Origin of the sequence: Streptomyces sp. NPDC057623, from assembly GCF_042800355.1 — a bacterium.
In the GTDB taxonomy this organism is placed as follows: domain Bacteria; phylum Actinomycetota; class Actinomycetes; order Streptomycetales; family Streptomycetaceae; genus Streptomyces.
The window spans coordinates 84,496-111,064 of record NZ_JBHVGZ010000020.1 but is presented as its reverse complement, the minus strand read 5'-3'; the positions used below and the strand labels follow the sequence as shown (position 1 = coordinate 111,064).

The following is a 26,569-nucleotide window of genomic DNA, read 5'->3' as shown; positions in this document are numbered from 1 at the left end:
GATCATGCCACTGCCCTCCGTATCGTTCATACCACTTGACTGCTCATCAGATGGCAGCCCTCGGGCCGCTCATCACATGGAGGCGCCGCCCGCGCCGGCCCCGTAGGTGCCGCCCGTCGCCGCCGGGTTCAGCTCCTCCATGTCCTCGGCGCTGAGCACCGCGCCCGTGCTCTTCTTGCTGCGCCGCAGCCGCTTCTCCAGCCAGCTCGCGAAGCTGGTGAGGATGAAGTTGAGCACGATGTAGATGAGCGCCACCACCACGAAGCTGGCGATGGGGTTGCCGTAGAAGGCTGCCAGCGTGGCGCGCGAGTTGAGCAGCTCGGTGAACCCGATCATGACGCCGCCCAGGGCGGTGTCCTTCACGATGACCACGAGCTGGCTGACGATGGCCGGCAGCATGGCCGTGACGGCCTGCGGAAGCAGGATGGTCCGCATCGTCTGGTTCTTGCGCAGGCCGATCGCCATGGCAGCTTCCGACTGCCCCTTGGGCAGGGCGAGGATGCCGGCCCGGACGACCTCGGCGAGGACGGACGCGTTGTAGAGCACCAGGCCGGTGACGACCGCGTAGAGCTGCCGCTGTTCAGTGGTGACGTCCGCCCAGCGTTCGTAGGCCTCGTTGGCGAACAGCATCAGAAGCAGGACCGGGATCGCCCGGAAGAACTCGATCACCGAGGCGGCCGGCCCGCGCACCCAGCGGTGGTCGGAGAGTCGTGAGATACCGAAGATCGCGCCCAGCGGCAGGGCGATCACCATGGCCAGTGCCGCGGCCGTCAGTGTGTCGGCCAGACCCGGCAGTAGGTAGGTCGTCCAGGCCTCGGACTGGGTGAACGGCTTCCACAGGGCCCACTCGAGCTGCTTCTTCTCGTCCATGGCGTCCCAGGCGAACCACACGAGGAGGCCAAGCAGGGCGAAGAAGATCACCGAGATGAGCACATTGCGCCGCTTGGCGCGGGGGCCTGGAGCGTCGTAGAGAACGGAGCTCATCGCTTCACCGCCAGTCGCTTGCTCAGCCAGCCGAGGAAGAGGCCGGTGGGCAGGGTCAGTACCACGAAACCGAAGGCGAAGACGGCGCCGATGAGCAGCACCTGAGCCTCGTTCTCGATCATTTGCTTCATCAGGTAGGCGGCTTCGGCCACGCCGATCGCGGCCGCCACCGTGGTGTTCTTGGTCAGGGCGATCAACACGTTGGCCAGCGGGCCGATGACCGCGCGGAAAGCCTGGGGCAGGATGATGAGCCGAAGGGTCTGACTGAAGGTCAGCCCGATGGCGCGGGCCGCCTCGGCCTGGCCCATCGGCACGGTGTTGATGCCGGAACGAATCGCCTCACAGACGAAGGCCGCGGTGTAGGCGACGAGACCGAGGATCGCCAGTCGGAAGCCCCGGACCTGGAAGTCGGAGGCGCCCATCGTGACGCCGAAGACATCGGCGAGGCCGAGCGAGGTGAAGATGATGATGACCGTCAGGGGGATGTTCCGGACGATGTTCACATAGGCGGTGCCGAACCCACGCATGAGCGGGACCGGGCTGACTCGCATCGCGGCCAAGAGGGTGCCCCAGATCAGGGAACCGAGGCCCGAGACGACGGTGAGCTTCACCGTCATCCAGAAGGCACCCAACAGGGTTGGGTTGTGATAGTCAGAAAGAAAGTCGAACACGATCTCCCGCGCTTCCGGGTGGGTGGCGTATGTGGATAGCGCGGCGCGCCGCCGCCCTGATCGCGGTGGACGGCGGCGCGCCGGTGGATCCTTGCGCTACTTGACGATGACGCCGATCTTCGGCGCGGGCTCGTTCTTGTACTCGGCCGGACCGAAGTTGTCCTGGACCGCCTTGTCCCAGGCCTTCGAGCTGACCATCTTCTCGAGGGCGGCGTTGATCTTGTTCAGGGTCTCGGTGTCACCCTTCTGCACACCGATGCCGTAGTTCTCGTTGCTCAGCTTGAGGCCGGCGAGCTTGAACTGACCCTTGTACTGCTCCTGCGACGCGAAGCCGGCGAGGATCGAGTCGTCCGTCGTCAGGGCGTCCACGGCGCCGCTCTGCAGCGAGGAGATGCACTCCGAGTAGCCGCTCCGCTCCTGAAGGTTGGCCTTCGGCGCGAAGTCGTTCTTGACGTTCTGCGCCGAGGTGGAGCCGGTCACCGAACACAGGTTCTTGCCGTTGAGGTCGGTGGCCTCGGTGATGTCGGAGTCCGACTTGACCAGCAGGTCCTGGTGGGCCAGCAGGTACGGGCCGGCGAAGTCGACGGACTTCTTGCGCTCGTCGTTGATCGAGTACGTGGCCGCGATGAACTTGACGTCGCCGCGCTTCAGGGCGTTCTCGCGGTCCGGGGTCTTCGTCTCGACGAACTCGATCTGGTTCGCGTCGTAGCCGAGCTCCTTGGCCACGTACGTCGCCACGTCCACGTCGAAGCCGGAGAAGGAACCGTCGGGCTCCTTGAGACCGAGGCCCGGCTGGTCGTACTTGATGCCGATCTTGATCTTGTCGCCGCCACCGGAGCCGGAGTTGCTGTCGCTGCCGCCGTCACCACCACAAGCGGTGGCGGTGACGGAGAGGACGATTGCAGCGGCGGCCGCGGCGGAGACCTTGCGGAGCTTCATGGTGAACATCCTTTGTGTGAAGAAGAGATGCGTGCCGTCAGGAACGGCGGGTGACGCAGGTCGTCGGGTGCGTGAAGCAGTCCGTCGGAGGTGCGACCCCGTACCCCGTCAGTGGTGCGGGATCGCGCCCCGTCAGTGGTGCAGGATCTTGGACAGGAAGTCCTTCGCGCGGTCGCTGCGCGGATTGCTGAAGAACTGGTCCGGCACAGCTTCTTCGACGATCTTGCCGTCCGCCATGAACACCACCCGGTTGGCGGCCGAACGAGCGAAGCCCATCTCGTGGGTGACGACGATCATGGTCATGCCGTCGCGGGCGAGCTGCTGCATGACCTCCAGGACCTCGTTGATCATCTCCGGGTCGAGCGCCGACGTGGGCTCGTCGAAGAGCATGACCTTGGGGTCCATGGCCAGCGCACGGGCGATGGCCACACGCTGCTGCTGGCCGCCGGAGAGCTGGGCGGGGTACTTCTCCGCCTGGCTGCCCACGCCCACCCGGTCGAGCAGGGAGCGGGCCTTCTCCTCGGCCTTCTTCTTGTCGGTCTTGCGGACCTTCATCTGGCCCAGCATCACGTTCTCGAGCACGGTCTTGTGCGCGAAAAGGTTGAAGGACTGGAAGACCATTCCGACGTCGGCACGCAGCTTGGCCAGCGCCTTACCCTCTGCGGGCAGGGGCTTGCCGTCGATCGTGATAGCGCCGGAGTCGATCGTCTCCAGGCGGTTGATGGTGCGGCACAGGGTGGACTTCCCGGACCCAGAGGGTCCGATGACCACGACGACCTCGCCGCGGGCGATCGTCAGATCGATGTCCTGGAGCACGTGCAACGCGCCGAAGTGCTTGTTCACGTTCTTCAGGACGACCAGCTCGCCGGTCGCGGCCACATCTTCCTTGGCCACCGATACTTCGGTCATCGCTCTCAGGCTCCGTCCTCCTCGGTTTCGGAGGACAGTAATAACCGTATCCGACCTGCGTCATCAGTTCTGAGGGGAATCTGAGCATCACGATCCGATAGCAATCGGACACGTGTCGTAGCACTTGGGACCGGGCGCGTACCGGCTGGATAACGGAAGCCGTCGGCAACCGGAACCCACTTGACGGCGTCCTCGTCCATCAGCGTGACTTCCTTGATGCACGCGCGCGTGTGCACGCACTGTGTACCTACCTGAATCGTACGGCCGATGAACCGAAGGAGGCCGGGGTGAGACTGCTCCTCGTCGAGGACGACAACCATGTCGCCGCCGCGCTGTCCGCGGTCCTGGCGCGGCACGGTTTCGACGTCACGCACGCGCGTAGCGGCGAGGAGGCCCTCCAGGCGCTCGTCCCCGAGGGCAACGGCTTCGGTGTCGTCCTCCTCGACCTCGGCCTCCCCGACCAGGACGGATACGAGGTCTGCGGCAAGATCCGCAAGCGCACCAGCACGCCGGTGATCATGGTCACCGCGCGCTCTGACGTCCGTTCCCGCATTCATGGCCTCAACCTAGGGGCCGACGACTATGTGGTGAAGCCGTACGACACCGGAGAGCTGCTCGCCCGGATCCACGCCGTCAGCCGGCGCAACGTGCCGGAGGACGCGGGGTCGGGCAGCGACGGTGTGCTGCGTCTGGGCGCGGTACACATCGAACTGCCGACCCGCCAGGTCAGCGTGGACGGTTCGGTTGTCCAACTGACCCGTAAGGAGTTCGATCTCCTCGCCCTGCTCGCCCAGCGACCGGGAGTGGTCTTCCGCAGGGAGCAGATCATCAGCGAGGTGTGGCGCACGAGTTGGGAGGGGACGGGGCGCACTCTTGAGGTGCATGTGGCGTCCCTGCGCGCCAAGCTGCGCATGCCGGCGCTGATCGAGACCGTACGCGGCGTCGGCTACCGACTCGTCGCCCCGGCCGCGTAGCGGGTACGGGTGCGCACTCGTCTCCTCCCGCTGCTCATCGTCCTGATGGCGGCTGTGCTGCTCGCCCTCGGCGTACCGCTCGCCATCAGCCTGGCCTCGGCCCAGCAGCAGAAGGTGGTCGTCGACCGGATCGACGACACGGCGTACTTCGCGGCCATCGCGCGGCCCGCCGCCGACGCCGCGACCGGATCCCGCGACGACCTGCGCATCCTCAGCCGGGAACTCGAGAGCTACTACGAGGTCTACGGCATCCGGGCCGGTGTCTTCCTGCCCAACGACACGCCTCTGGCCAGCGGTCCCACGACCTGGCTCCTGCCCGCCACCGGCGAAGCGCGGGACGCCTTCAAGGAGTCGCTGCTCAGCCGGCGCAGCCACGACCCCAAGCAGGTGTGGCCCTGGCAGCGCAACCGCCTCGTCATCGCCTCGCCGGTCATCCGGGACGGTGACGTCGTCGCGGTCGTCGTCACCGACTCGCCCACCGGGCAGATGCGCTCGAAGATCCTGCACGGCTGGCTGATCGTCGGCGCGGGTCTGACGGCTGCGATGCTGGTGGCCGTCGGGGCCGCACTCAGGCTGACCGGCTGGGTGCTCAAGCCGGTGCGGGTGCTGGACGTCACCACGCACGAGATCGCGAGCGGCCGCCTCAAGTCGCGGGTCGCGGTGGCCAGCGGCCCGCCGGAACTCAGACGGCTGGCCCGGTCGTTCAACGAGATGGCGGACAACGTCGAGGACGTGCTGGAGCAGCAGCGCGCCTTCGTCGCCGACGCCTCCCACCAGCTGCGCAACCCGCTCGCGGCGCTGCTGCTGCGCATCGAGCTGCTCGCCTTCGAACTCCCCGAGGGAAATGCGGAGATCGCCTCGGTGCAGGCCGAGGGCAAGCGCCTGGCGCAGGTCCTGGACGACCTGCTCGACCTCGCACTGGCCGAGCACACCGAGGCCGACCTCCGGCTGACCGACGTGGGCGCGCTGACCGCCGAGCGCGTCGCGGCCTGGGCGCCGACCGCCGAGGCCAAGGGCGTACGGCTGGTGGCGGCCTGTCCGCCCACCACGGCCTGGGTCGACCCGGTGGCACTGTCCAGCGCGCTGGACGCGGTGATCGACAACGCGGTCAAGTTCACGCCGCAGGACGAGTGCGTCGAGGTGACCGTCACCTCCAACGGCAGGACGTCGACGATCGAGGTGGCCGACAACGGCCCCGGCCTCACCGACGAGGAACTCGCCCGCATCGGCGACCGCTTCTGGCGCAGCGGCCGGCACCAGAACATCAAGGGCTCCGGGCTGGGCCTGTCGATCTCGCGGGCGCTGCTCGCACCGGGCGGCGGCTCCATCGCGTACGGCCGTCATGAGCCGCGCGGCTTGCTGGTGACGGTGACGGTGCCCAGGTCGGGGCCGACGCCGTAACGGTCGGCGGGGGGCCCGCCGTGCGCTGCGCCCTTTTCCCGCGGCCTGTCCTACGTCCGGCCCTCCTGACCTCCGGCCCTCCTGACGGCCGGCCCTCCTCGCGGCCGGCTCGTCCTACGGCTTGACCGAGCGGTAGTAGCGCTTGGCGCCGTCGTGCAGGGTCAGCGGATCCGTGTAGATCGCCGTGCGCAGGTCGACGAGTTGCGCGGAGTGGACGTGGGCGCCGATGCCGTCGCGACTCTTGATCACCGTCCGGGTCAGCCATTCGGTGAGCCGGGGATCCATGTCCTTGCGGGTGATCAGCAGGTTGGACACGGCGATCGTCGGCACCGTGTCGCCGTCCTGGATGCTGGGGTACGCCGACTCCGCCATGTTGGTCGCGCGGTAGAAGTGGGCCGCGTCACCTTGGGCGTGCACCTTGGCCACGAGGGCCGCGTCGATCGGCACGAACCGGAACGCGGAGGTCTTGGCGATGTCCTCCAGCCCGCCCGTCGGCACCCCGCCCGACCAGAAGAACGCGTCGAGCTCGTGCCCCAGCCGCTTGGGCCCGGTGTCGATGCCGTCCGACCTGGGCGTGATGTCCTTCTCCGGGTCGATACCGGCGGCCTCCAGCACGCGGGTGGCGATCAGCCGCACGCCGGAGTTGGGCAGCCCTATGGCCACCCGCTTGCCCTTCAGGTCCGCGACGGAGTGGATGTCCGAGTCCGGCGGGACGACGAGCTGCACATAGTCGTCGTACAGGCGGGCGACGCCGCGCAGCCGGTCGGTGGCGGGCTTGCCGCCGATCCTGAACGTGTCCACCGCGTCGGCGGCGGCGATCGTGAAGTCGGCCTCACCGGTCGCCACGCGCTCGACGTTCTCCTGTGACCCGGCGCTCGTCGTCAGTCGCACCTTCAGCTGAGGCATGTCCTTGGCGAGCTCCTCGCGCAGGAGTTCGCCGTACTCCTGATAGACCCCCGCACGCGTGCCCGTACTGAACGTGATGGTCCCGCTGGGCGGCTCCTCACCCAGGGGCAGCAGCCACCACAGCAGCAACCCGAGGGTCACGAGCCCGGCGGTCCCGCCCTGGAGGGCCCGGCGCCTGCTGATGCGGGTGATTGCCTTGGACATGGCCGCGATCCTGCCAGCCGTACCTGGTGCTGACCAGGGCAGGGGTCACAGGAGGGGCCGCCGGAGCCGGTCACCGCCGTCGAGGAGGACTGTCGGACCCGGCCGATACAGTCGGCGCATGAGCTCCTCTCCCGCCGGCCTGGTCCGTGAATTCCACCTCGCGTTCGGCCTCGACGCCCGCAGCACGCCGACCGAGGTCTCCCCGGAACTCGCCGCCCACCGTGGAGAGCTGCTGGCAGAGGAGGCGGCGGAGGTCGCCGAGGTCGCCGTCGCCGGCCCGCTCGACAAGCTCGCGCACGAGCTGGCGGACGTCGTCTACGTCGCGTACGGCACGGCCTTGGTCCACGGCATCGACCTCGATGCCGTACTCACCGAGATCCACCGCTCCAACATGACCAAGCTGAGCCCCGACGGCCGGGTCGCCCGCCGAGCCGACGGCAAGGTCCTCAAGGGCGAGCACTACGAGCTGCCGGACGTGTCCGGAGTGCTGCGCCGGCAGGGGTGGGCGCCCGACGGGGCGTGAGCGATGCGGCCGCTCCCGGACCGGGGCGGCGGGCTGTCACGACCGCATACCCTTGTCGCATGAGCAGCGGTGACCGGAGCCAGGCAGTGGACGTGAAGACATACGAGGTGCGCACCTACGGGTGCCAGATGAACGTCCACGATTCCGAGCGATTGTCCGGGCTGCTCGAAGACGCCGGTTACGTACGCGCTCCCGAGGGCTCGGACGGTGACGCGGATGTCGTCGTCTTCAACACCTGCGCGGTCCGTGAGAACGCCGACAACAAGCTGTACGGCAACCTCGGCCACCTCGCGCCGATGAAGACGAAGCGTCCCGGGATGCAGATCGCGGTCGGCGGCTGCCTCGCGCAGAAGGACCGCGACACCATCGTGAAGCGGGCGCCCTGGGTGGACGTCGTCTTCGGCACGCACAACATCGGCAAGCTGCCCGTCCTGCTGGAACGCGCGCGCGTGCAGGAGGAGGCACAGGTCGAGATCGCCGAGTCGCTGGAGGCGTTCCCGTCGACGCTGCCGACCCGGCGCGAGAGCGCCTACGCGGCCTGGGTGTCGATCTCCGTCGGCTGCAACAACACCTGCACCTTCTGCATCGTCCCGGCCCTGCGCGGCAAGGAGAAGGACCGACGCCCGGGCGACATCCTCGCCGAGGTCGAGGCCCTGGTCGCCGAGGGCGTCAGCGAGATCACGCTGCTCGGCCAGAACGTCAACGCGTACGGCTCCGACATCGGCGACCGCGAGGCGTTCAGCAAGCTGCTGCGGGCCTGCGGGAACATCGAGGGCCTGGAGCGAGTCCGCTTCACGTCCCCGCACCCGCGCGACTTCACGGACGACGTGATCGCGGCAATGGCGGAGACCCCGAACGCGATGCCGCAGCTGCACATGCCGCTCCAGTCCGGCTCGGACACGGTCCTGAAGGCGATGCGCCGCTCCTACCGTCAGGAGCGCTACCTGGGGATCATCGAGAAGGTCCGCGCCGCCATCCCGCACGCCGCGATCACCACCGACATCATCGTGGGCTTCCCCGGCGAGACCGAGGAGGACTTCGAGCAGACGCTGCACGTCGTCCGCGAGGCCCGCTTCGCGCAGGCCTTCACCTTCCAGTACTCCAAGCGTCCCGGCACCCCCGCGGCCACCATGGAGGACCAGATCCCCAAGAAGGTCGTCCAGGCGCGCTACGAGCGTCTCGTCGCCCTCCAGGAGGAGATCTCCTGGGCGGAGAACAAGAAGCAGGTCGGCCGCACCTTCGAGCTCATGGTCGCCGAGGGCGAGGGCCGCAAGGACGGCGCCACCCACCGCCTGTCCGGCCGGGCCCCCGACAACCGCCTGGTCCACTTCACCAAGCCGGAGCAGGAGGTACGCCCCGGCGACGTGGTGACCGTCGAGATCACGTATGCCGCTCCGCACCACCTCCTCGCCGAGGGGCCCGCCCTCGACGTGCGCCGCACGCGCGCGGGCGACGCCTGGGAGAAGCGCAACGCCGCCGAGGCGGTCAAGCCCGCGGGAGTCCTGCTCGGCCTGCCCAGGGTGGGCGTGCCGGAGCCGCTGCCGGCCGTCACCGGGGGCTGCGCCGTCGACTGACCGGCCGCGATCCGGCGAGGCCGTCCCGGGCCGCCTCGGGGCGCCCGCAGTAGGCTGCCGATCATGCTTGTCGCTGCCGCAGTCTGCCCCTGTCCGCCGCTCCTCGTGCCCCAGGTCGCGGCGGGTGCCGCGCCCGAGCTGGACGCCGCGCGGGCCGCCTGTACGGATGCGCTGGGCCTGCTCGCCGCCGCCCGACCGGACCGGCTCGTCGTCGTCGGACCGGCGGAGGAGAGCGGGCGGTGGACGTATCCGCAGGGGACCCGGGGTTCGTTCCGGGGCTTCGGTGCGGACATCGACGTACGGCTGGGCCGGGCCGAGGGCGACCCGGCCGCCGCCCCGGCGCCGCCGGAGCTCCGGCTTCCGTCCTCGCTCGCCGTAGCCGCGTGGCTGCTGGAGCGGACCGGTTGGTCGGACGCCCCGATCGAGGGACTAGGTGTGGGGGAACCTCTTGGGGTCGAGCGGTGTATCGAAATCGGAAGGGACATCGCCGCCAGGGCCGAGCGGGTGGCCCTGCTCGTGATGGGCGACGCCAGCGCCTGCCGCACGCTCAAGGCTCCCGGGTACCTCGACGAGCGGGCGGCGCCGTTCGACGCGTCCGTGGCGCGTGCGCTGGGCAACGCGGACGTGGCCGCCCTGAAGGCGCTGGACACCGGGCTCGCGCATGAGCTGAAGGCTTCGGGCCGGGCTTCTTGGCAGGTCCTCGCGGGCGCCGCCGAGAAGGCGGGTCTGTCGGGCGCCTTGCTGTACGAGGACGCGCCGTACGGGGTGGGCTACATGGTCGCCACCTGGTCGTAGAGCACGCCGGAAGCCGCAAGCCGCACGTCAAGGTCGGCGACGAAACGGCGGACGGCCGGGAGCCGTCAAGCTCCGCGGCCGTCCGTCGATGTGCCGTTCAGGTGGTCGGCGGGGGTGCGTCCGGCGGCGGTGTGCTGCTGCCGGTCGCCGTGTCGTCACCCTTGTGCGCGAGTCGGTCCATGGCGCCCTTGGCCTTGCCCGTGCCCGTGTGGATCCTGTGGCTGTACTTGCCCTTGGTCCTCTCGTCGACCACCTTCGCGGCCTTGTCGAGGCCATGGTGGATCTTTTCCTCGTGCCGCTGCGCGAGGCCGGAGACCTTGTCCTTGGCCGGGACGAGCTTGGCTTTCAAATTGTCCTTCAGACCCATCGTTCACCTTCCCGCGCGGGGCAGTTACGTGCGGGCGCCCTCACCGGCCTCGCTGTCGGCCGCCTCGTCGGCGGACTGCTGCTTGGGGATCTCGACGCCGTCGTCGCCGTCGGCCTCGACGGACTCGGCCGCCGCCGACTCGGCCGCGTCCTCGGCTTTGGTCTCAACAGATCCCTTCGTCTCCGCCGCCTCTTCCGCCGCGGGTTCGGCCGTTGGTGTGTCGGCCTGGGCCTCGACGGTTGACGCCTCCTCCGTGGTCTTCGACCTCCGGAAAATTCGTGCGAAAACGCCCATATCCACTCCATACGTTACTCGTGCGGGCGAAATCCCGCGTCGTCCGGTGCGTCCGTTTGCGCCCCCGGGCCGCCGCCTCCGCGCAACCGGCGGCGAAAACCTCGCAACAGGCAACGACCCGGCACGCGTGCCGTCACGTAGCTCGTTCGAGTCCACCCCTTGAGGTTTGCGAGACTGGGGCGGTGAGTAGTGCACCCCTCGCCCCCCGTGTCATCGCCGTAGTCGGACCCACCGCGGCCGGAAAGTCCGATCTGGGCGTCTTCCTGGCCCGGCAACTCGGAGGCGAGGTCGTCAACGCCGACTCCATGCAGCTCTACCGACAGATGGACATCGGCACCGCCAAACTGACGCCCGAGGAGCGCGCGGGAGTCCCGCACCACCTCCTGGACATCTGGGACGTGACGATCACGGCGTCCGTGGCCGAGTACCAGCGGCTCGCGCGGGAGCGGATCGACGTGCTGCTCGCCGAGGGCCGCTGGCCGATCCTGGTCGGCGGCTCGGGGCTGTACGTCCGTGGGGCCGTCGACAACCTGGAGTTCCCCGGCACCGACCCCGAGGTCAGGGCCCGGCTGGAGGAGGAGCTCGCGCTGCGCGGCTCCGGGGCGCTGCACGCCCGCCTGGCCGCCGCCGACCCCGAGGCCGCTCAGGCGATCCTGCCCAGCAACGGCCGCCGTATCGTCCGGGCTCTCGAGGTGATCGAGATCACCGGCAAGCCCTTCACCGCCAACCTCCCCGGCCATGACTCGATCTACGACACGGTGCAGATCGGCGTCGACGTGGCCCGTCCGGAGCTGGACGAGCGCATCGCGCGCCGGGTCGACCGGATGTGGGACGCCGGGCTCGTGGACGAGGTCCGGGCGCTGGAGGCGCAAGGGTTGCGCGACGGGCGTACGGCCTCGCGCGCGCTCGGCTACCAGCAGGTGCTCGCGGCGCTCGCCGGGGAATGCACCCTCGAAGAGGCGCGGTCAGAGACCGTGCGCGCCACCAAGCGCTTCGCGCGCCGGCAGGATTCATGGTTCAGGCGCGACCCGCGGGTGCACTGGTTGAGTGGGGCTGCGGCGGATCTCACAGAACTTCCGCATCTCGCACTGGCGTTGGTCGAACGACCGGTTACAGCCTGATCACGTGATGGCATCGGGACGCTCCGGCCGTCATCCCGGCCTCCGGTGCCATGCCATCATCGAGCTTCGATCGACCAAGTGGAGTCCGAGTTGGGAGGGCGCGTGGCGATGGAGGCCGGCCCTCGCGACACCGCACAAGGCACCGAGAACGTCACCGCTGACCGGAGCGAACCGGAGCGGGACGGCGACCGTCTGAGCCCCGACGGGCCGGACGGGATCGACGAGACCGAGGGTGGCGTCACCGACGACGGACCCGAGCCCGAGGAGATGTACGCGAGCGGCCCGGAGGTCGAGGTCGAGCTGCGTCCGCAGCGCCGGCTGCGCATCTGGCAGCTCGCCCCCATCGTGTCCCTGGCCGCGGTCGGTTCTCTGATGTTCGCGTTCCCGCTGGCCTTCGACTTCGGCGACAGCGGGGCCGTGATCGCCATGCTGGGGCTGCTGATCTGCTCCTGCGCGGCCGGCTGGGGCATGATGGCCGCCCGCCGGGTCGGCTACACCTGGCCCGGGCTGCCCCAGCGGGGCTCCGGCAGCAGACCGGACTGGCGGGTCGTGGTGGCTTACGCCCTGGTCGTCGCCGCGATTGTCGTCCTGGCCGTGTGGCGGGTCGCCCGCCTGCGCTGAGGGCTCTCTTTGCGGGTCTGTCGTAGGGGCACCGTACGATCGAGGAATGAGCACGCGGATCGCCTTCCTCAAGGGTCACGGCACCGAGAACGACTTCGTGATCGTCCCGGACCCCGAGAACGTCATCGACCTGCCCCCGGCCGCCGTCGCCGCCCTGTGCGACCGCCGCGCGGGCATCGGCGGTGACGGACTGCTGCACGTGGTGCGGTCCGCGGCGCACCCCGAGGCCAAGGGCATGGCGGCCGAGGCCGAGTGGTTCATGGACTACCGCAACGGCGACGGCTCCATCGCGGAGATGTGCGGCAACGGCGTACGTGTGTTCGCGCGCTACCTCCAGCGCGCGGGACACGCCGCCGAGGGTGATCTCGCGGTCGCCACGCGCGGGGGCGTGAAGACCGTGCACATCGCCAAGACCGCGGCCAACGGCGGCTCCGCCGAGGGCGACGTCACCGTCGGCATGGGCAAGGCGCTGCTCCCCGAGGGGGACGTCACGGTCAGCGTCGCCGAGCGCAGCTGGCCCGCGCGGAACGTGAACATGGGCAACCCGCACGCGGTCGCCTTCGTGGACGACCTCGCGCACGCCGGCGACCTGTACTCCGCACCGCCCTTCAGCCCGGCCTCGGCCTACCCGGACGGGGTCAACGTCGAGTTCGTGGTCGACCGGGGTCCCCGGCACGTGGCACTGCGCGTGCACGAGCGCGGGGCCGGCGAGACCCGGTCGTGCGGCACGGGCGCGTGTGCCGTCGCCGTGGCCGCCGCGCGGCGGGACGGGGCCGACCCGGGGGTCACCGGCGCCCCCGCGACGTACACCGTCGATGTCCCGGGCGGCACCCTGGTGATCACCGAGCGGCCCGACGGCGAGATCGAGATGACCGGTCCCGCGGTGATCGTGGCCGAGGGTGAGATCGATGCGGAGTGGCTGGAAACGTTCGTTCGCTGAACGATTCCGTGACTTGGCGTCAGAGCCTCGGGCGGGCTGTTGCCTGAGGGCGAGGCGAACGAAGCCCTGGGGTGTTCGAAATCGCGAACAGTGACCCGCCGTGTGGCGCAAAAACGTAAACCCACAAACCCTCGCTCGAATGGGTGATCCGTTTCACGCTCGGCCAGAGGCGGTCAGTCGCACGTGATGGGCTCGGTAGCATCAAGCACCGGCCCGGACGGGGGAGATGTCGCCATCCCCTGAGCCGTGTCCGCCATGGGGCACCCCGTCCGCCGGTCCACGCAGCCGGAGGTGCCCATGAGTGCGGAGGCCACGAATCCCGCGACGCCAGGCCCGGTAGCAGGCGCTGTGACGCCTGCGGTGCCTCGCAGGAAGGCCCGCGCCCGCATCGACCTGCGCCGCCTCGGCCGGGCGGCGTTGCTCGGTCCCGCCTCGCGCGGTCGGCTGCCCGATGCGATCAGCCATGTCGTCGACGCCCACCGGGCCCACCATCCCGACGCGGACCTCGAACCGCTGCGCCGCGCCTATGTGCTGGCCGAGTCCTCGCACCGCGGCCAGATGCGCAAGAGCGGTGAGCCGTACATCACGCACCCGCTCGCGGTGACCCTGATCCTCGCCGAACTGGGCGCCGAGACCACGACCTTGACGGCCTCACTCCTCCACGACACCGTCGAGGACACGGACGTGACCCTCGATCAGGTCGGGGAGCAGTTCGGCGCTGAGGTCCGCTTCCTCGTCGACGGCGTGACGAAGCTGGAGAAGGTCGACTACGGCGCCGCCGCCGAGCCCGAGACCTTCCGCAAGATGCTCGTCGCGACCGGCAACGACGTCCGCGTGATGTCGATCAAACTCGCCGACCGCCTGCACAACATGCGCACCCTCGGTGTGATGCGCCCCGAGAAGCAGGCCCGCATCGCCAAGGTGACCCGTGACGTCCTCATCCCGCTCGCCGAGCGGCTCGGCGTCCAGGCGCTCAAGACGGAGCTGGAGGACCTGGTCTTCGCGATCCTGCATCCCGAGGAGTACGCCCACACACGGGAGTTGATCGTCCAGAACGCCTCGCGCGCCGACGATCCGCTGGCGGAGATGGCCGTCGAGATGCGCACGGTCCTGCGCGAGGCCGACATCCAGGCCGAAGTCCTCATCCGGCCACGGCACTTCGTCTCCGTGCACCGCGTGTCCCGCAAGCGCGGCCGGCTGCGCGGCGCCGACTTCGGGCGGCTGCTGGTGCTGGTGAACGAGGACGCGGACTGTTACGGCGTCCTGGGCGAACTGCACACCTGTATGACGCCGGTCGTCTCGGAGTTCAAGGACTTCATCGCCGTCCCCAAGTTCAACCTGTACCAGTCGCTGCACACGGCCGTCGCCCGCGCGGAGGGCCAGGTCGCCGAAGTCCTCATCCGTACCCACCAGATGCACAAGGTCGCCGAGGCCGGTGTCGTCGCGCTCGGCAATCCCTACGCTCCTCCTTCGGAGGAGCAGGTCGCCGCGAACGACGGCGAGCGCGCCGACCCCACGCGCCCGGGCTGGCTCTCCCGCCTCCTGGACTGGCAGGAGGCCGCTCCCGACCCGGACACCTTCTGGTCCACGCTGCGCGAGGACCTCGCCCAGGACCGCGAGATCACCGTCTTCCGGCCCGACGGCGGCACCCTGGGGCTGCCCGAGGGCGCGACCTGCGTGGACGCCGCGTACGCGCAGTACGGCGAGGACGCGCACGCGTGCATCGGCGCCCGCGTCAACGGCCGCCTGGCGACCCTCAGCACGGTTCTGCGGGACGGCGACACCGTCCAGCTCCTGATGGGCCAGGACCCGGCCTCGGAGCCCTCCAGGGAGTGGCTGGAGCACGCCCACACGGCCGCTGCCCGGATCGCGATCCAGCGGTGGCTGGCCGCGCATCCCTCGCACGGCACCCCCGAGGTCAAGGACGCCGGGGTGGCCTTCCGTGGGGCGGCGGACGGGTCCGTGCACCAGGCGGCTGCCTCGGAGGGGACGGCCCTGCGGCCGGGCGCGGAGGGGCCGGTCGGCCGGTCCGCCGGCGGCGACGTGCTTGTCGACCTTCCCGGCGCGACCGTGCGCCTCGCCGGTTGTTGCACCCCCGTACCCCCCGACGAGGTCACCGGATTCGCCGTGCGCGGGGGAGTGGTGACGGTTCATCGCGTCCAGTGCTCCGCGGTGGCGCGGATGAAAGGCGCTGGGCGCGCGGAGGTCGGCGTGCGCTGGGGGGACACCACCGAGTGCCGGGTCACCCTGGTCGCCGAATCGTTCGTTCGCCCCCACCTGCTGGCGGACCTCACGGAGGCCATGGCCCTGGAGGGCGCGGAGATCGTCTCGGCGACGGTCGAACCCCCGACCCAGCAGCGCGTACGCCACACCTACACGGTCGAGCTCCCGGACGCGGCGCAGCTGCCGGGGCTCATGCGGGCCATGCGGAACGTGGCGGGCGTGTACGACGTGAGCAGGGCGCAGCCGCAGACGCAGGGGGTGTGACGGGCGCGGGGAATCGCCGGGTGCGTCGGCCCGTTCAGCCGCTGCCGGCCCGTACCCCGGGTTGTTTCCCGAAGGCTGCACCCACCTGACATACCCGTTCGAGTGTGCTGGTCGCGCGTCGTCGATGCCTCGCACGCGCGCGCTGATAGCCGTGGTGCATGCTGCTCACCCCCCGCACCGAGGCTCAGCGACCAGTCCCTGGCGCTCCTCACACCCGTCCCGGATCCCGCCGACGGGCCACGGCGTCCGCCCTGGTCGCCGTCGCCGTCTCCCTCGGCCTCCTCGCCGCGAGCGCCCCCGCCGAACCCCTGGGCGTCGGCGACCGCCTCTTCCCGCACCTGGGCAACCCCGGTTACGACGTGGCGTCGTACGACCTCTCCTTCACCTACGCCGGCACCAACAGCAAGCCCCTCCAGGCCGTCACCACGATCGACGCCTGGACGACCAGGGCCCTGGACCGCGTCAACCTGGACTTCGCCCACGGCAAGGTCGAGTCCGTCGAGGTCGACGGGGCGCCCGCGACGTTCCGCAGCGCCGGTGAGGACCTCGTCGTCACCCCCGAGAAGCCGCTGTCCGACGGCAGCTGGACGCGGATCACCGTGCGGCACACCAGCGATCCCGTGTACGGGAAGACCCGGGACGGCGGCTGGGTGCGGACCTCGGACGGCCTCGCCATGGCCAACCAGGCCGACGCCGCCCACGTGGTGTTCCCGTGCAACGACCACCCCTCCGACAAGGCGATGTTCACCATCCGGGTCACCGCGCCCAACGGCTACACCGCCGTCGCCAACGGCCTGCCGACGGACGTGGACCGCGCGGGCGGCGCGACGACATGGACGTATCGCACCCGACACCCCATGGCCACCGAACTCGCCCAGGTGTCCATCGGCCGTTCCAAGGTGGTGCACCGCACCGGCCCGCACGGACTGCCCGTCCGGGACGTCGTGCCCGCCAAGGACCGCGACCTGCTGGAACCGTGGCTGAAGAAGACGCCGGGCCAGATCTCCTGGATGGAGAGCAAGATCGGGCGGTACCCCTTCGAGACGTACGGCCTGCTCATGGCCGAGGCCTCCACGGGCTTCGAGCTCGAGACCCAGACGCTCTCCCTCTTCGAGAGAGATCTCTTCACCCAGTCCGCCTTCCCGAAGTGGTACGTCGAGTCGATCATGGTGCACGAGCTGGCGCACCAGTGGTTCGGGGACAGCGTGAGCCCGGGCACCTGGTCCGACCTCTGGCTCAGCGAAGGGCACGCCACCTGGTACGAGGCGCTGTACGCGGCGGAGAAGGCGGGCAGGCCCATGGAGGCCCGGATGAAGGCCGCGTACGCCGCCTCCGACCGCTGGCGGGCGGCCGGCGGACCTCCCGCGGCACCCAAGGCGACCGAGGCGGGCAAGAAGAACGGGATCTTCCGGCCGAACGTCTACGACGGCGCCGCCCTGGTCCTGTACGCCCTGCGCCAGGAGATCGGGGCCCCGGCCTTCGAGCGCCTGGAGCGCACCTGGGTGCACCGCCACAAGGACCGTTCCCCGACGACCGCGGACTTCGTCTCGCTCGCGGAGGACATCTCCGGACGGCAGCTCGACGGATTCATGCAGGCCTGGCTGTACGGCGAGAAGACCCCGCCGATGCCCGGTGAGCCGGAGTGGAAGTCGGCGGACCTCCAGAAGCCGGCGGGGAAGAAGGCCAGCGGAAAGCAGCCCGCTGGGAAGAAGGCGACCGGGAACAGGGCCGGGAAATAAGGCGGTGACGAGACGTGCCGTGCCGTGCGACCATCTTCAGGTCGGCACGGTACGGCACGGGGCGCGGGAATCTCGCGGCGCACTCGTGCGTTGGGAGTAGTGACGGACAGTTTCCGGTGATGCGGACTCGCTCCGAAGGGCCGGACCGAGAACCAGAGCCACTGCCACCGTCGCCGCACACGGATTCCCCATCGACGTAAGGACCCAATGACCTCCTCTTCTTCCCCTTCCCAGGACACGCAGCGCTTCGCGCACACCTATCCCGAAGGTCTTCGGGCCGATGCCCTGATGGAAGAGGACGTCGCCTGGAGCCACGAGATCGACGGAGAGCGGGACGGCGACCAGTTCGACCGCTCCGAGCGCGCGGCTCTGCGCCGCGTGGCGGGCCTCTCCACCGAGCTCGAGGACGTCACCGAGGTCGAGTACCGCCAGCTCCGCCTGGAGCGGGTCGTGCTCGTCGGTGTCTGGACCACAGGGACCGCGCAGGACGCGGACAACTCCCTCGCGGAGCTCGCGGCCCTCGCGGAGACCGCGGGCGCACTGGTGCTCGACGGCGTGATCCAGCGCCGTGACAAGCCCGACGCGGCCACCTACATCGGCTCCGGCAAGGCCAGTGAGCTGCGGGACATCGTGCTGGAGACCGGCGCCGACACCGTCATCTGCGACGGTGAGCTCAGCCCGGGCCAGCTCATCCACCTCGAAGACGTCGTCAAGGTCAAGGTCATCGACCGTACGGCCCTGATCCTCGACATCTTCGCCCAGCACGCCAAGTCCCGAGAGGGCAAGGCACAGGTCGCGCTCGCGCAGATGCAGTACATGCTGCCGAGGCTGCGAGGCTGGGGTCAGTCGCTGTCCCGGCAGATGGGCGGCGGCAAGGGCGGCGGCCTCGCCACCCGTGGCCCCGGTGAGACCAAGATCGAGACGGACCGGCGACGGATCCGCGAGAAGATGGCGAAGATGCGCCGGGAGATCGCGGAGATGAAGACCGGGCGCGACATTCAGCGCCAGGTGCGCCGCCGCAACAAGGTGCCCTCGGTCGCCATCGCCGGCTACACCAACGCCGGCAAGTCATCCCTGCTCAACCGCCTCACGGGCGCGGGTGTGCTGGTCGAGAACGCCCTGTTCGCGACCCTGGACCCGACCGTGCGCCGGGCCGAGACGCCGAGCGGCCGCATGTACACGCTGGCCGACACCGTCGGCTTTGTACGGCACCTGCCGCACCACCTGGTCGAGGCGTTCCGCTCCACCATGGAGGAGGTCGGCGCGTCCGACCTGATCCTGCACGTGGTGGACGGTTCGCACCCGAACCCGGAGGAGCAGCTGGCCGCCGTGCGCGAGGTGATCAGGGACGTCGGCGCCACCGGCGTACCGGAGATCGTCGTGATCAACAAGGCGGACGCGGCCGATCCGCTGACGTTGCAGCGGCTGATGCGGATCGAGAAGCGTTCGATCGCGGTCTCGGCGCGCACCGGCCAGGGCATGGACGAACTGCTCGCGCTGATCGACAACGAGCTGCCCCGCCCGTCCGTCGAGATCGAGGCGCTCGTGCCGTACACCCACGGCAAGCTGGTCGCCCGCGCCCACACCGAGGGCGAGGTGATCTCCGAGGAGCACACCCCGGAGGGCACGCTGCTCAAGGTGCGGGTGCATGAGGAACTGGCGGCGGATCTCACGCCGTACGTTCCGGCGCCGACCGTCTGACCGGGCGTGACCCGACCCGCCTGACCGTCCTGGAACGGCGGCCCGAGTCACCGCGGAAACGACGAAGGCCCGCCCCTGTCGCAGGGGCGGGCCTTTCGTACGTGTCAGACCACGTGCGTCATCGACCGCCGTAGGTCGCGCCGCGCGTCACCGGCCGCCGTACGTCCTGCTCATGTGCTGGTACACCGCCTCTGCGCCCGCTCCCAGCTGCGGGCCCGCGAGCCAGGTGTTGTCCTCGGGGCCGATCGACGTGTTCGACACCAGCCTGGTCTTGCCGTCCACGACCCGGAACCAGCCGCCGCCGGACGAACCGCCGGTCATGGTGCAGCCGATGCGGTACATCGTCGGCAGGGTCGGGCTGAGCGAGAACCGGCCCGGCTGGTCGAGGCACTTGAACATCTTCAGGCCGTTGTACGGAGGTGCCGCCGGGTAACCCCAGGCACCCATCGTGCCGGCCTCGCTTGCCGACGGGGCCGAGAAGTCCACGTCCAGGGCGGAGCCGACCGTCTCCTCGAGCGACTTCGAGCCCTGCTCCGGCTTCACATGCAGCACGGAGTAGTCGTACGCGGCACCCGCGCCGCCGGTCTCCGATCCGCCCTGGATCCATTCGTTCGAGGTGGAGACCCAGTCCGCCCACCAGTTGCCGTACGGGGCGATCTCCGAGGCGTTCGCGTTGCTCAGCTGCGCCGCGGACTTGCCGAGATCGTTGTAGGCCGGGACGAAGACGATGTTGCGGTACCAGCCGCCGTCGCCACCGGCGTGCACACAGTGACCGGCCGTCCATACGAGGTTGGACTTGCCGGGGTGGTTGACGTCCTTGATGACCGTGCCGGAACAGACGGCCGGGCCGTCGGGGGAGTCGAAGAAGACCTTCCCGACCGGGGCGGCGTTCTCGTGGTACGGAGTCTTCTCGGCCGTGGCCTGGACGGGCGCCGGCTCCGGGTCACTCACGCCCTGGTCGGCCGCGGCGTCCTGGGTGGTGACCGTCTTGTTGGCCTCCTTGGCGGACTGCATCCGGTCGGGCTTCCAGAGGCCCTCGATCACCGGGTTGACGAAGTCCTTGGCCTCACTGAGCCACTTGTCCTTGTCCCAGTCCTGCCAGCCACCGCTGGCCCACTTGTCGACGTCGATGCCGTGCTCCTTGAGCTTGTCGGCGATGTCGGTGGGAATCTCGATCTTGCCGTTGCCGTTGCCGTTGCCGAGGTCGGCGGCCTGGGACGCGGCAGCGTCGGCCTTGTCGTTCGCCGCGTCCGCGACCGAGCCGCCACAGGCGGTCGCGGTGAGCGACACAGCGGCGACGAGGCCGGCGGCGGCGAGGGCGGAGCGCCGCCTGCGGCGTGGAGCTGTGGGCATGTGTGCGGAACGCATGGTGCGGTAACCCCCGTTGGAGCGTGCTGTGCCGTCATGCCTGACGTCAGGTGATGTCAGAGGCCGGCTGTGAAATGCAAGGTGCTGCCAGGTGTGCCAGTGCTGGTCACAAAGGGGGCGCGCACACTCTCGTGCGGCCCCCTCGGACGCGACACCCCACTATGCCCGTGGAGTTGAGGGCGAACGGCGGTGAGGCGGTGAAGGTTTCTCCCGCTCTCCACCGCCACCGCCGCCTATGGTGTTGTCACTGACCGGTATCCGGTGGACCTCACCGACCGGCGAACTTCTTGCTCACCCCGTCGAAGATGACCTTGGCCTCCTTGCCGAGCCGCGGACCTGCCAGCCAGCCCGACTTCACCGGTCCGATGGAGGTGTTGGACACGAGGGCCGGCTTGCCGTCCGTGCCCGTCGCGAGCCAGCCGCCGCCGGATGAACCGCCGGTCATGGTGCAGCCGATGCGGTACATCGTCGGGTCCGACGTCTTGAGCGACAGCCGGCCCGGCTTGTCCTGGCACTGGTACAGCTTCTGGCCGTCGAACGGCGCCGCCGCCGGGTAGCCGATCGCCTTGATGCTGTCCACCTCGGGGACGGCGGGGGCGTTGAAGTCCACCGGGAGGGCCGAACCGACCATCTCCTCCAGGGACTTGCCGTTGCTGCCCTCCTCCGGCTTCACATGCAGCACGGCGAAGTCGTACGAGGCGCCGTCACCGCCCGTCGCGCCACCCTGCGCGATCCACTGGTCCGAGGTCTGCGCCCAGTCGGCCCACCAGACGCCGTACGGGGCGACCTTCTCCCGCGTGGCGTTCTTGATCTCAGCGGCCGTCATGCCCGCGTCGTTGTACGACGGCACGAACGCGATGTTGCGGTACCAGCCGCCGCTCTTGCCGGCGTGCACGCAGTGGCCGGCCGTCCACACCATGTTGGACTTGCCGGGGTTGGCCGGGTCCTGAACGACCGTCGCCGAGCAGACCATCGTGCCTTCGGGGGAGTCGAAGAACACCTTGCCCGCCTCGGGAGCGTTGGCGTGATACGCGGGCGCCACCGCCTGTGCGTCCACGGGATCCGGCGTCGGATCGGTCACGCCCTGGTCACCGGAGAGGTCGCTGTCGTCGACACCCCGGTCCGGATCCTCGGCGTCCCGCATACGGTCCGGGTCCCACAAGCCCTCGATGATCGGGTTGATGTAGTCCTGGGCCTCGCGGAGCCAGTCGTCCTTGTCCCACTGCTTCCAGGCGCCGCCCTTCCACTTGTCGATGTCGATCCCGTGCTCTTTGAGCTTGTCCTTGATGTCGTCCGGGATCGTGATCTTGCCTTCGCCCTCGCCCCCGGCCGCCGCGGACGCGGTGGCCTCGCCGCCCGCCTCGGCGTCGCCCGACTCACAGGCCGTCGCGGTGAAGGCCAGCGCTGCGGCGAGCGCGACCACGGGCAGTGGGGAGCTTGTGCGGCGCGCGTTCCTCCCCCGACGAGCGGTGAACGACGGCCGTATCGATCGCATGATCTGACTCCCCCTGAGGTGGCGGTACTTGGCGCTGCGGCCGTGAACTTCCCCGGATCATTCGCTGATTCGGCGGGATGCCACGACACGTTGGAACGGCACCACACACTATGCGCTCGCTGTGGGGGAGTTCCGACGGAACGGCAACGGTTTCGCTACGGGCTGTCTGACCTGGCAATTCATCCAGGGAGATGCCGATTTGACGTCCTGTTGCGATCCGTGGCCGACAGGAGATCATTGACGGGGACCACCGCTCACCCACTCCGCGGGCACTTTGCCCGTACGGCTCAGCATCTGGGTCGCCACCACCCGCAGCGCTCCAGCGAAGATCGCCGGATGCCGCAGGAACTCCATGTGGATGCCGGGGAACTCCACCCAAGGCACACCGATCCGGCGGGCGATCTCGACCGAGGGCCGTGCGTAGTACGCACCGCGGTCGGCGGCGCCGGCGGCGAGCACGATCGGGAAGGGCACCGCCTTCAGCACCTCGCTGTCGGGACGGAAGCCCGCGAATCCGGGCCACTCCGTGCCGAACAGGTGGTCCTGGTTCCCCAGGAACCGCTTCCAGAGGTCGTCGGGCCAGCGGTACGTCCCCTCGCCGCGTGTCGTCTCCGCGAAACGGCGCCCCGCCGCCGGAGCGCCGCCCTCGGCGTACAGCGCGGCCATGTCGGCGAAGAAACCGCGGTCGGGGTCGTCGTCCGGCAAGACGTTCACGGCCGGCGGCTCGTGCGCGACGAGCCCGGTCAGTACCTGAGGGTGCAGTGCGGCCAGTGTGAGACCGATGATCGCGCCGCCACTGTTGCCGAACACAAGCGCACGTCCGCCCGCCACCGACTCGATCAGCCGGCGGGCGTCGGCCGCCTGCTGGGCGAGCTCCATCGGTCCGACGGAGCGGCCGGTGCTGCGGGAGTTGCCTCGCCGGTCGTATGTGATCACGGTGAAGGCATCGGCCAGTTCCTCGGCGACCCCCGAGTAGTATCCGGCGTCCCCTCCGGCCCCGCTGATCATCAGCAAGGCAGGCCCGCTACCGCGCACTTCGTGGTACAGCCGCGCTCCGTCGGCCTCGAAAACGTCGCTGCGCATCGCAGGGCTCCGTCTCATCGTGAAGTGTCGTTTCGTGTTCCTGGACGCGGTCGGCTCGTCGAACGCCCTCGACCTCACCCAGCCTGACAGCCGTGCCGCCGCCGTGTGACCGTCCCGGAGTCAGGACCGGGCCAGGCGAGGCATGAGGAGTTCGGCGTTGCCACGGTTGACGGCGTGGAGCTGTTCGGGCTCCCAGTGCGGGTAGTCGTCCAGTCCGCTGTCGAAGTCGGTGGCCCACTCCTCGGGAAGCATGGGGAAGTCGCTGCCGTACAGGACGTGTCCGGGCGCGGCGAAGGCGAGCAGTGACGGGAGGGCGGCCGGGCCGGCGGAGATGGCGGTGTCGAAGTAGAAGCGCCGAAGGCCGCTCAGCAGCCTCTCGGGTGTGGAGTCGGGGTGGAGCCTGGCGGCGACCGCGAAGCGGTGGGCGGCGTACGGCAGGAAGCCGCCGGCGTGCGGAAGGATCATCTTGATCCGGGGGTACCGCCCTGGCACACCGTTCAGGGCCAGGTGAAGGGCAGTGCGGGCGGTGTCGTAGGGGAAGTCCACCAGAGGGCTGGGAAGGCCGGGGATCGGAGCGACCGGCGGCGCGGTGGGGTGGACGAGGACGACAGCCGCACGGGTGTCCAGCTCGGCCCAGAGCGGTTCGAACGCCGGGTCGCCGAGGTAGCTGCCCTGGACGTTGGACAGAACCATCAGCCCGTCCGCGTTCAACTCGTCCAGCGCGTAGGCGGCCTCGGCGAGCGCGGCGTCCACGTCGGGCAGGGGGAGAGCGGCGAAGTGACCGAAGCGATCGGGCCGGTCCTTGACGACTTCGGCGGTGTATTCGTTCACACTCCGGGCGCCGGCGCGGGCCGCGGCGGGGTCGTCCGGGGCTGCGACCGGAGCGGGAAACGACAGGAGGCCAGTGGCAATCGACCGGCGGTCCATCATCGCGATCGCGCTCTGAACATCCCATACGGGAGCGGGCCAGCCCAGGGCCGTGGCTCGGTCGGCCATCGCACGGCTGCGGTCCGGTGGGACCAGGTGCTGGTGTACATCGATCCGCGCCGGGTCCGTCATGTCTGTCCGAGCCTCCTCGGGTCCGGGGTAGGGAGCATGGGGATGGGATGCGGGCAGCAGGCAGCGGCGGGGCCGCCCGCCTCCAAGAGGTACCCCCCCTGGGAGGGGCTGCGGGGGCGGGAGCTCGGTCTGGCCCCGGACAGCGGGTGTGGCCGACCGGGGAATCACCCGCGTGGGCGAGCCCGGGTCCGTGGTGGAGCCGTCGACCGCGTGGCCGGTAAGGATCTTGAAGCAACCCGTAACCCGGTGAACGGTCCGGGGTTGGTAGCGGTGGGGGGCCTGCTGTCTGTGTGCGGTCCTCCGAGCCCAGTTCCCCGGAGTTTCGAGTGGACGCTCGCGGGGCTTCGTATGTCGGGTCGGGCGAGGCTGCGAGAGACCTGCTCGCCCCTGGACAGCGGGAGGACAGGGAGCCATGGCCGTGACCGAATCTGTGCGTGGGGATACGTCCGAGTCGGCGGGTGCGCGCGCTGTGCACGAGGGGATCCTGCGGCGGCAGTCGGCGCGTGAGTCGGCGGCGCGCACCTACGCGCGTGCTCTGCCGATCGTGCCGGTGCGGGCGCGGGGATTGACCATCGAGGGAGCCGACGGCCGCCGCTACCTGGACTGCCTCTCCGGCGCCGGGACCTTGGCGCTCGGGCACAACCACCCCGTGGTCCTGGAGGCCATCCGCAAGGTCCTGGACTCGGGCGCCCCGCTGCACGTCCTCGACCTGGCGACCCCCGTCAAGGACGCCTTCATCACCGAGCTGTTCCGCACACTGCCGCCCGGCCTCGCCGACCACGCGCGCGTGCAGTTCTGCGGACCGGCCGGTACCGACGCGGTGGAGGCCGCCTTCAAGCTCGTCCGGGCCGCGACGGGGCGGACCGGAATCCTCGCTTTCAGCGGCGCCTACCACGGGATGACCGCCGGAGCGCTCGAAGCGTCCGGGGGCGCCTTCGACGTACGGGTCGCGCGCCTTCCCTACCCGCAGGACTACCGCTGCCCCTTCGGCGTCGGCGGCGAACACGGTGCCGAACTCGCCGCCCGCTGGACCGAGTCCGTCCTTGAAGACCCCAAGTCAGGAGTGCCGCATCCCTCGGGGATGATCCTCGAACCCGTCCAAGGCGAGGGCGGCGTGATTCCCGCGCCGGACGCCTGGCTGCGGCGCATGCGGCAGATCACGGCCGACCGTGCCATCCCACTCATCGCCGACGAGGTCCAGACAGGGGTCGGGCGTACCGGCGCCTTCTGGGCCGTGGAGCACAGCGGCGTCACCCCCGACGTCATGGTCCTCTCCAAGGCCATCGGCGGCAGCCTGCCCCTGGCGGTGATCGTCTACCGCGACGAACTCGACGCCTGGCAACCCGGGGCTCACGCCGGAACGTTCCGTGGCAACCAGCTCGCCATGGCCGCCGGAGCAGCGACCCTCGCGTACGTCCGCGAGAACCAGCTCGCCGAGCGGGCGGCCGAACTGGGCTCGCGGATGCTTCGCCGACTTCAGGGACTCGCAGGGGAGTACCCGTGCATCGGTGATGTACGGGGACGGGGGCTGATGATCGGGGTCGAGGTGGTGGAGCCTCAGGCCCCATCCGCGCGCGACCAGGGAAGCTCGGCGGGGCCGGCGGCGCCTGAGAGGGCAGGGAGCGAGCTGGGTGCCCTGGCTCCGGCGGGACCCGGGGGTGTTCCCGGCCGGCACGAACCGGGTGCCCAGGCCGATCGCGCTCGGCCTGGAGACGGTGGGGCCGGCGATCTCGTGAGTCGCGACCCTGCGCGCATCGCCGGCGCCTTCTCGGGCGTCGTGCCCGGCGGCGGAGGAGCAAGGGCGGCGGCAGTGCGGGAACCCGACAGTCACCCACGCCCAGCTGCGCCCGAACTCGCGGCCGCAATCCAGCGCGAGTGCCTTCGACGGGGCCTGATCGTCGAACTCGGCGGCCGCCACTCCAGCGTCGTACGGCTGCTCCCGCCGCTGACCATCAGCGACGAGCAGGCCGACGCGGTGCTGGACCGGCTCGCCGACGCGGTGGACGCGGTGTCCCGTGGCCGCACCGGTCACACCGGCCACGTCCAGGTTCACCAGCGGCACCCGGGCCACCGAGGACACGGCGATCGGGCCGGCAGGGCCGGATAGCGCGGCAGCCGGTGGGGGCGCGCCACCACCCACCCCGCCCCTTGCCGTCGCGTGGGTGTCCGTCGACCGACTCACTCCCGAACGCCCCCTCACTTCCCATCGAATCCTCACCGCCACCTGACACACCCCCTCCGAGCGCACCTTGGAACGCGGGCCGATCAAGGCCACGCCCCCACACACCGCAGCACGGCGGCTGTCGCCGTACAGCCGGGACCACTTCAAGAGGACCAGCCTTGACGACCACCCCCACAGCCGACGGCCGTACCGACACCCGCACACGGATCTCCTCCGCCCCACAGATCTCCCA

The 26,569-nt window shown here is 69.9% G+C and carries 23 protein-coding genes; 12 read left to right on the top strand and 11 right to left on the bottom strand.

The annotated features are described in order from the left end of the window. Positions 1 to 72: 72 nt before the first annotated feature. The 4 genes from ACFU95_RS21900 to ACFU95_RS21885 all read right to left on the bottom strand — a co-directional run bounded on the left by ACFU95_RS21900 (position 73) and on the right by ACFU95_RS21885 (position 3,503). Positions 73 to 984, bottom strand: a complete 912-nt coding sequence (locus ACFU95_RS21900) for an amino acid ABC transporter permease (RefSeq protein WP_383830050.1) — start codon at positions 982 to 984, stop codon at positions 73 to 75. Further along, the gene (locus tag ACFU95_RS21895; RefSeq protein ID WP_383830047.1) at positions 981 to 1,655 is read right to left on the bottom strand and encodes an amino acid ABC transporter permease; all 675 of its coding nucleotides are present in this window, start codon (positions 1,653 to 1,655) and stop codon (positions 981 to 983) included. Before ACFU95_RS21895 ends, ACFU95_RS21900 begins: the two co-directional genes overlap by 4 nt. A 96-nt stretch (positions 1,656 to 1,751) precedes the next feature. Next, positions 1,752 to 2,594, bottom strand: a complete 843-nt coding sequence (locus ACFU95_RS21890; RefSeq protein ID WP_383830044.1) for a glutamate ABC transporter substrate-binding protein — start codon at positions 2,592 to 2,594, stop codon at positions 1,752 to 1,754. A 132-nt stretch (positions 2,595 to 2,726) separates the two neighbouring features. Then, positions 2,727 to 3,503, bottom strand: a complete 777-nt coding sequence (locus ACFU95_RS21885; protein WP_383830041.1) for an amino acid ABC transporter ATP-binding protein — start codon at positions 3,501 to 3,503, stop codon at positions 2,727 to 2,729. A gap of 287 nt (positions 3,504 to 3,790) precedes the next feature. Between ACFU95_RS21885 and ACFU95_RS21880 the strand changes: the two genes are divergently transcribed. Next, on the top strand, positions 3,791 to 4,477 hold the full coding sequence (locus tag ACFU95_RS21880; protein WP_383830038.1) for a response regulator transcription factor: 687 nt from the start codon (positions 3,791 to 3,793) through the stop codon (positions 4,475 to 4,477). Between the two features lie 9 nt (positions 4,478 to 4,486). After that, positions 4,487 to 5,878: a sensor histidine kinase gene (locus tag ACFU95_RS21875; protein WP_383830035.1), complete on the top strand. Its 1,392-nt coding sequence runs from the start codon at positions 4,487 to 4,489 to the stop codon at positions 5,876 to 5,878. A 114-nt stretch (positions 5,879 to 5,992) separates the two neighbouring features. Here ACFU95_RS21875 and ACFU95_RS21870 read toward each other — a convergent pair whose 3' ends face one another. Beyond that, positions 5,993 to 6,988: a TAXI family TRAP transporter solute-binding subunit gene (locus tag ACFU95_RS21870; RefSeq protein ID WP_383830032.1), complete on the bottom strand. Its 996-nt coding sequence runs from the start codon at positions 6,986 to 6,988 to the stop codon at positions 5,993 to 5,995. 118 nt (positions 6,989 to 7,106) lie between these two features. Here ACFU95_RS21870 and ACFU95_RS21865 point away from each other — a divergent pair, with 118 nt between their 5' ends. From ACFU95_RS21865 to ACFU95_RS21855, 3 genes are all read left to right on the top strand, one after another. Then, on the top strand, positions 7,107 to 7,511 hold the full coding sequence (locus ACFU95_RS21865; RefSeq protein WP_383830029.1) for a MazG nucleotide pyrophosphohydrolase domain-containing protein: 405 nt from the start codon (positions 7,107 to 7,109) through the stop codon (positions 7,509 to 7,511). A gap of 59 nt (positions 7,512 to 7,570) precedes the next feature. Beyond that, positions 7,571 to 9,085, top strand: coding sequence for a tRNA (N6-isopentenyl adenosine(37)-C2)-methylthiotransferase MiaB (gene miaB / locus ACFU95_RS21860; protein WP_383830026.1), 1,515 nt, complete (start codon positions 7,571 to 7,573; stop codon positions 9,083 to 9,085). A gap of 63 nt (positions 9,086 to 9,148) precedes the next feature. Continuing rightward, positions 9,149 to 9,880, top strand: a complete 732-nt coding sequence (locus ACFU95_RS21855) for a class III extradiol dioxygenase subunit B-like domain-containing protein (RefSeq protein ID WP_383830023.1) — start codon at positions 9,149 to 9,151, stop codon at positions 9,878 to 9,880. A gap of 97 nt (positions 9,881 to 9,977) precedes the next feature. On the opposite strand, the gene ACFU95_RS21850 is transcribed toward ACFU95_RS21855, so the two are convergent. Together ACFU95_RS21850 and ACFU95_RS21845 are read right to left on the bottom strand one after the other, a co-directional pair. After that, on the bottom strand, positions 9,978 to 10,247 hold the full coding sequence (locus tag ACFU95_RS21850) for an antitoxin (protein WP_383830020.1): 270 nt from the start codon (positions 10,245 to 10,247) through the stop codon (positions 9,978 to 9,980). A gap of 24 nt (positions 10,248 to 10,271) precedes the next feature. Next, on the bottom strand, positions 10,272 to 10,541 hold the full coding sequence (locus tag ACFU95_RS21845) for a hypothetical protein (protein WP_383830017.1): 270 nt from the start codon (positions 10,539 to 10,541) through the stop codon (positions 10,272 to 10,274). A gap of 182 nt (positions 10,542 to 10,723) precedes the next feature. Between ACFU95_RS21845 and miaA the strand changes: the two genes are divergently transcribed. The 6 genes from miaA to hflX all read left to right on the top strand — a co-directional run bounded on the left by miaA (position 10,724) and on the right by hflX (position 19,150). After that, on the top strand, positions 10,724 to 11,662 hold the full coding sequence (miaA, locus tag ACFU95_RS21840; protein ID WP_383830014.1) for a tRNA (adenosine(37)-N6)-dimethylallyltransferase MiaA: 939 nt from the start codon (positions 10,724 to 10,726) through the stop codon (positions 11,660 to 11,662). Positions 11,663 to 11,770: 108 nt separating this feature from the next. Further along, positions 11,771 to 12,283: a hypothetical protein gene (locus ACFU95_RS21835; protein WP_383830112.1), complete on the top strand. Its 513-nt coding sequence runs from the start codon at positions 11,771 to 11,773 to the stop codon at positions 12,281 to 12,283. A gap of 46 nt (positions 12,284 to 12,329) precedes the next feature. After that, positions 12,330 to 13,223 carry a diaminopimelate epimerase gene (dapF, locus tag ACFU95_RS21830; protein ID WP_383830011.1) on the top strand — a complete coding sequence of 298 codons (894 nt, stop codon included), beginning with the start codon at positions 12,330 to 12,332 and terminating at the stop codon, positions 13,221 to 13,223. 297 nt (positions 13,224 to 13,520) lie between these two features. Further along, positions 13,521 to 15,710 carry a RelA/SpoT family protein gene (locus ACFU95_RS21825; RefSeq protein WP_383830008.1) on the top strand — a complete coding sequence of 730 codons (2,190 nt, stop codon included), beginning with the start codon at positions 13,521 to 13,523 and terminating at the stop codon, positions 15,708 to 15,710. Positions 15,711 to 15,868: 158 nt separating this feature from the next. Further along, the gene (locus tag ACFU95_RS21820; protein ID WP_383830005.1) at positions 15,869 to 17,449 is read left to right on the top strand and encodes a M1 family metallopeptidase; all 1,581 of its coding nucleotides are present in this window, start codon (positions 15,869 to 15,871) and stop codon (positions 17,447 to 17,449) included. Positions 17,450 to 17,656: 207 nt separating this feature from the next. Beyond that, entirely contained in the window at positions 17,657 to 19,150 is a 1,494-nt protein-coding gene (hflX, locus tag ACFU95_RS21815; RefSeq protein ID WP_383830002.1) for a GTPase HflX, read from the top strand. 147 nt (positions 19,151 to 19,297) lie between these two features. Here hflX and ACFU95_RS21810 read toward each other — a convergent pair whose 3' ends face one another. The 4 genes from ACFU95_RS21810 to ACFU95_RS21795 form a co-directional block, all read right to left on the bottom strand. Then, positions 19,298 to 20,503: a trypsin-like serine peptidase gene (locus ACFU95_RS21810; protein WP_383829999.1), complete on the bottom strand. Its 1,206-nt coding sequence runs from the start codon at positions 20,501 to 20,503 to the stop codon at positions 19,298 to 19,300. A 283-nt stretch (positions 20,504 to 20,786) separates the two neighbouring features. Further along, positions 20,787 to 22,013: a trypsin-like serine peptidase gene (locus ACFU95_RS21805; RefSeq protein WP_383829996.1), complete on the bottom strand. Its 1,227-nt coding sequence runs from the start codon at positions 22,011 to 22,013 to the stop codon at positions 20,787 to 20,789. A 234-nt stretch (positions 22,014 to 22,247) separates the two neighbouring features. Beyond that, entirely contained in the window at positions 22,248 to 23,096 is an 849-nt protein-coding gene (locus ACFU95_RS21800) for an alpha/beta fold hydrolase (protein WP_383829993.1), read from the bottom strand. A 120-nt stretch (positions 23,097 to 23,216) separates the two neighbouring features. Beyond that, on the bottom strand, positions 23,217 to 24,155 hold the full coding sequence (locus tag ACFU95_RS21795; RefSeq protein ID WP_383829990.1) for an amidohydrolase family protein: 939 nt from the start codon (positions 24,153 to 24,155) through the stop codon (positions 23,217 to 23,219). A gap of 412 nt (positions 24,156 to 24,567) precedes the next feature. On the opposite strand from ACFU95_RS21795, the gene ACFU95_RS21790 reads away from it, so the two are divergent. Continuing rightward, complete coding sequence (locus ACFU95_RS21790; RefSeq protein WP_383829987.1) at positions 24,568 to 26,262, top strand: diaminobutyrate--2-oxoglutarate transaminase family protein; 1,695 nt, start codon at positions 24,568 to 24,570, stop codon at positions 26,260 to 26,262. Positions 26,263 to 26,569 lie beyond the last annotated feature (307 nt).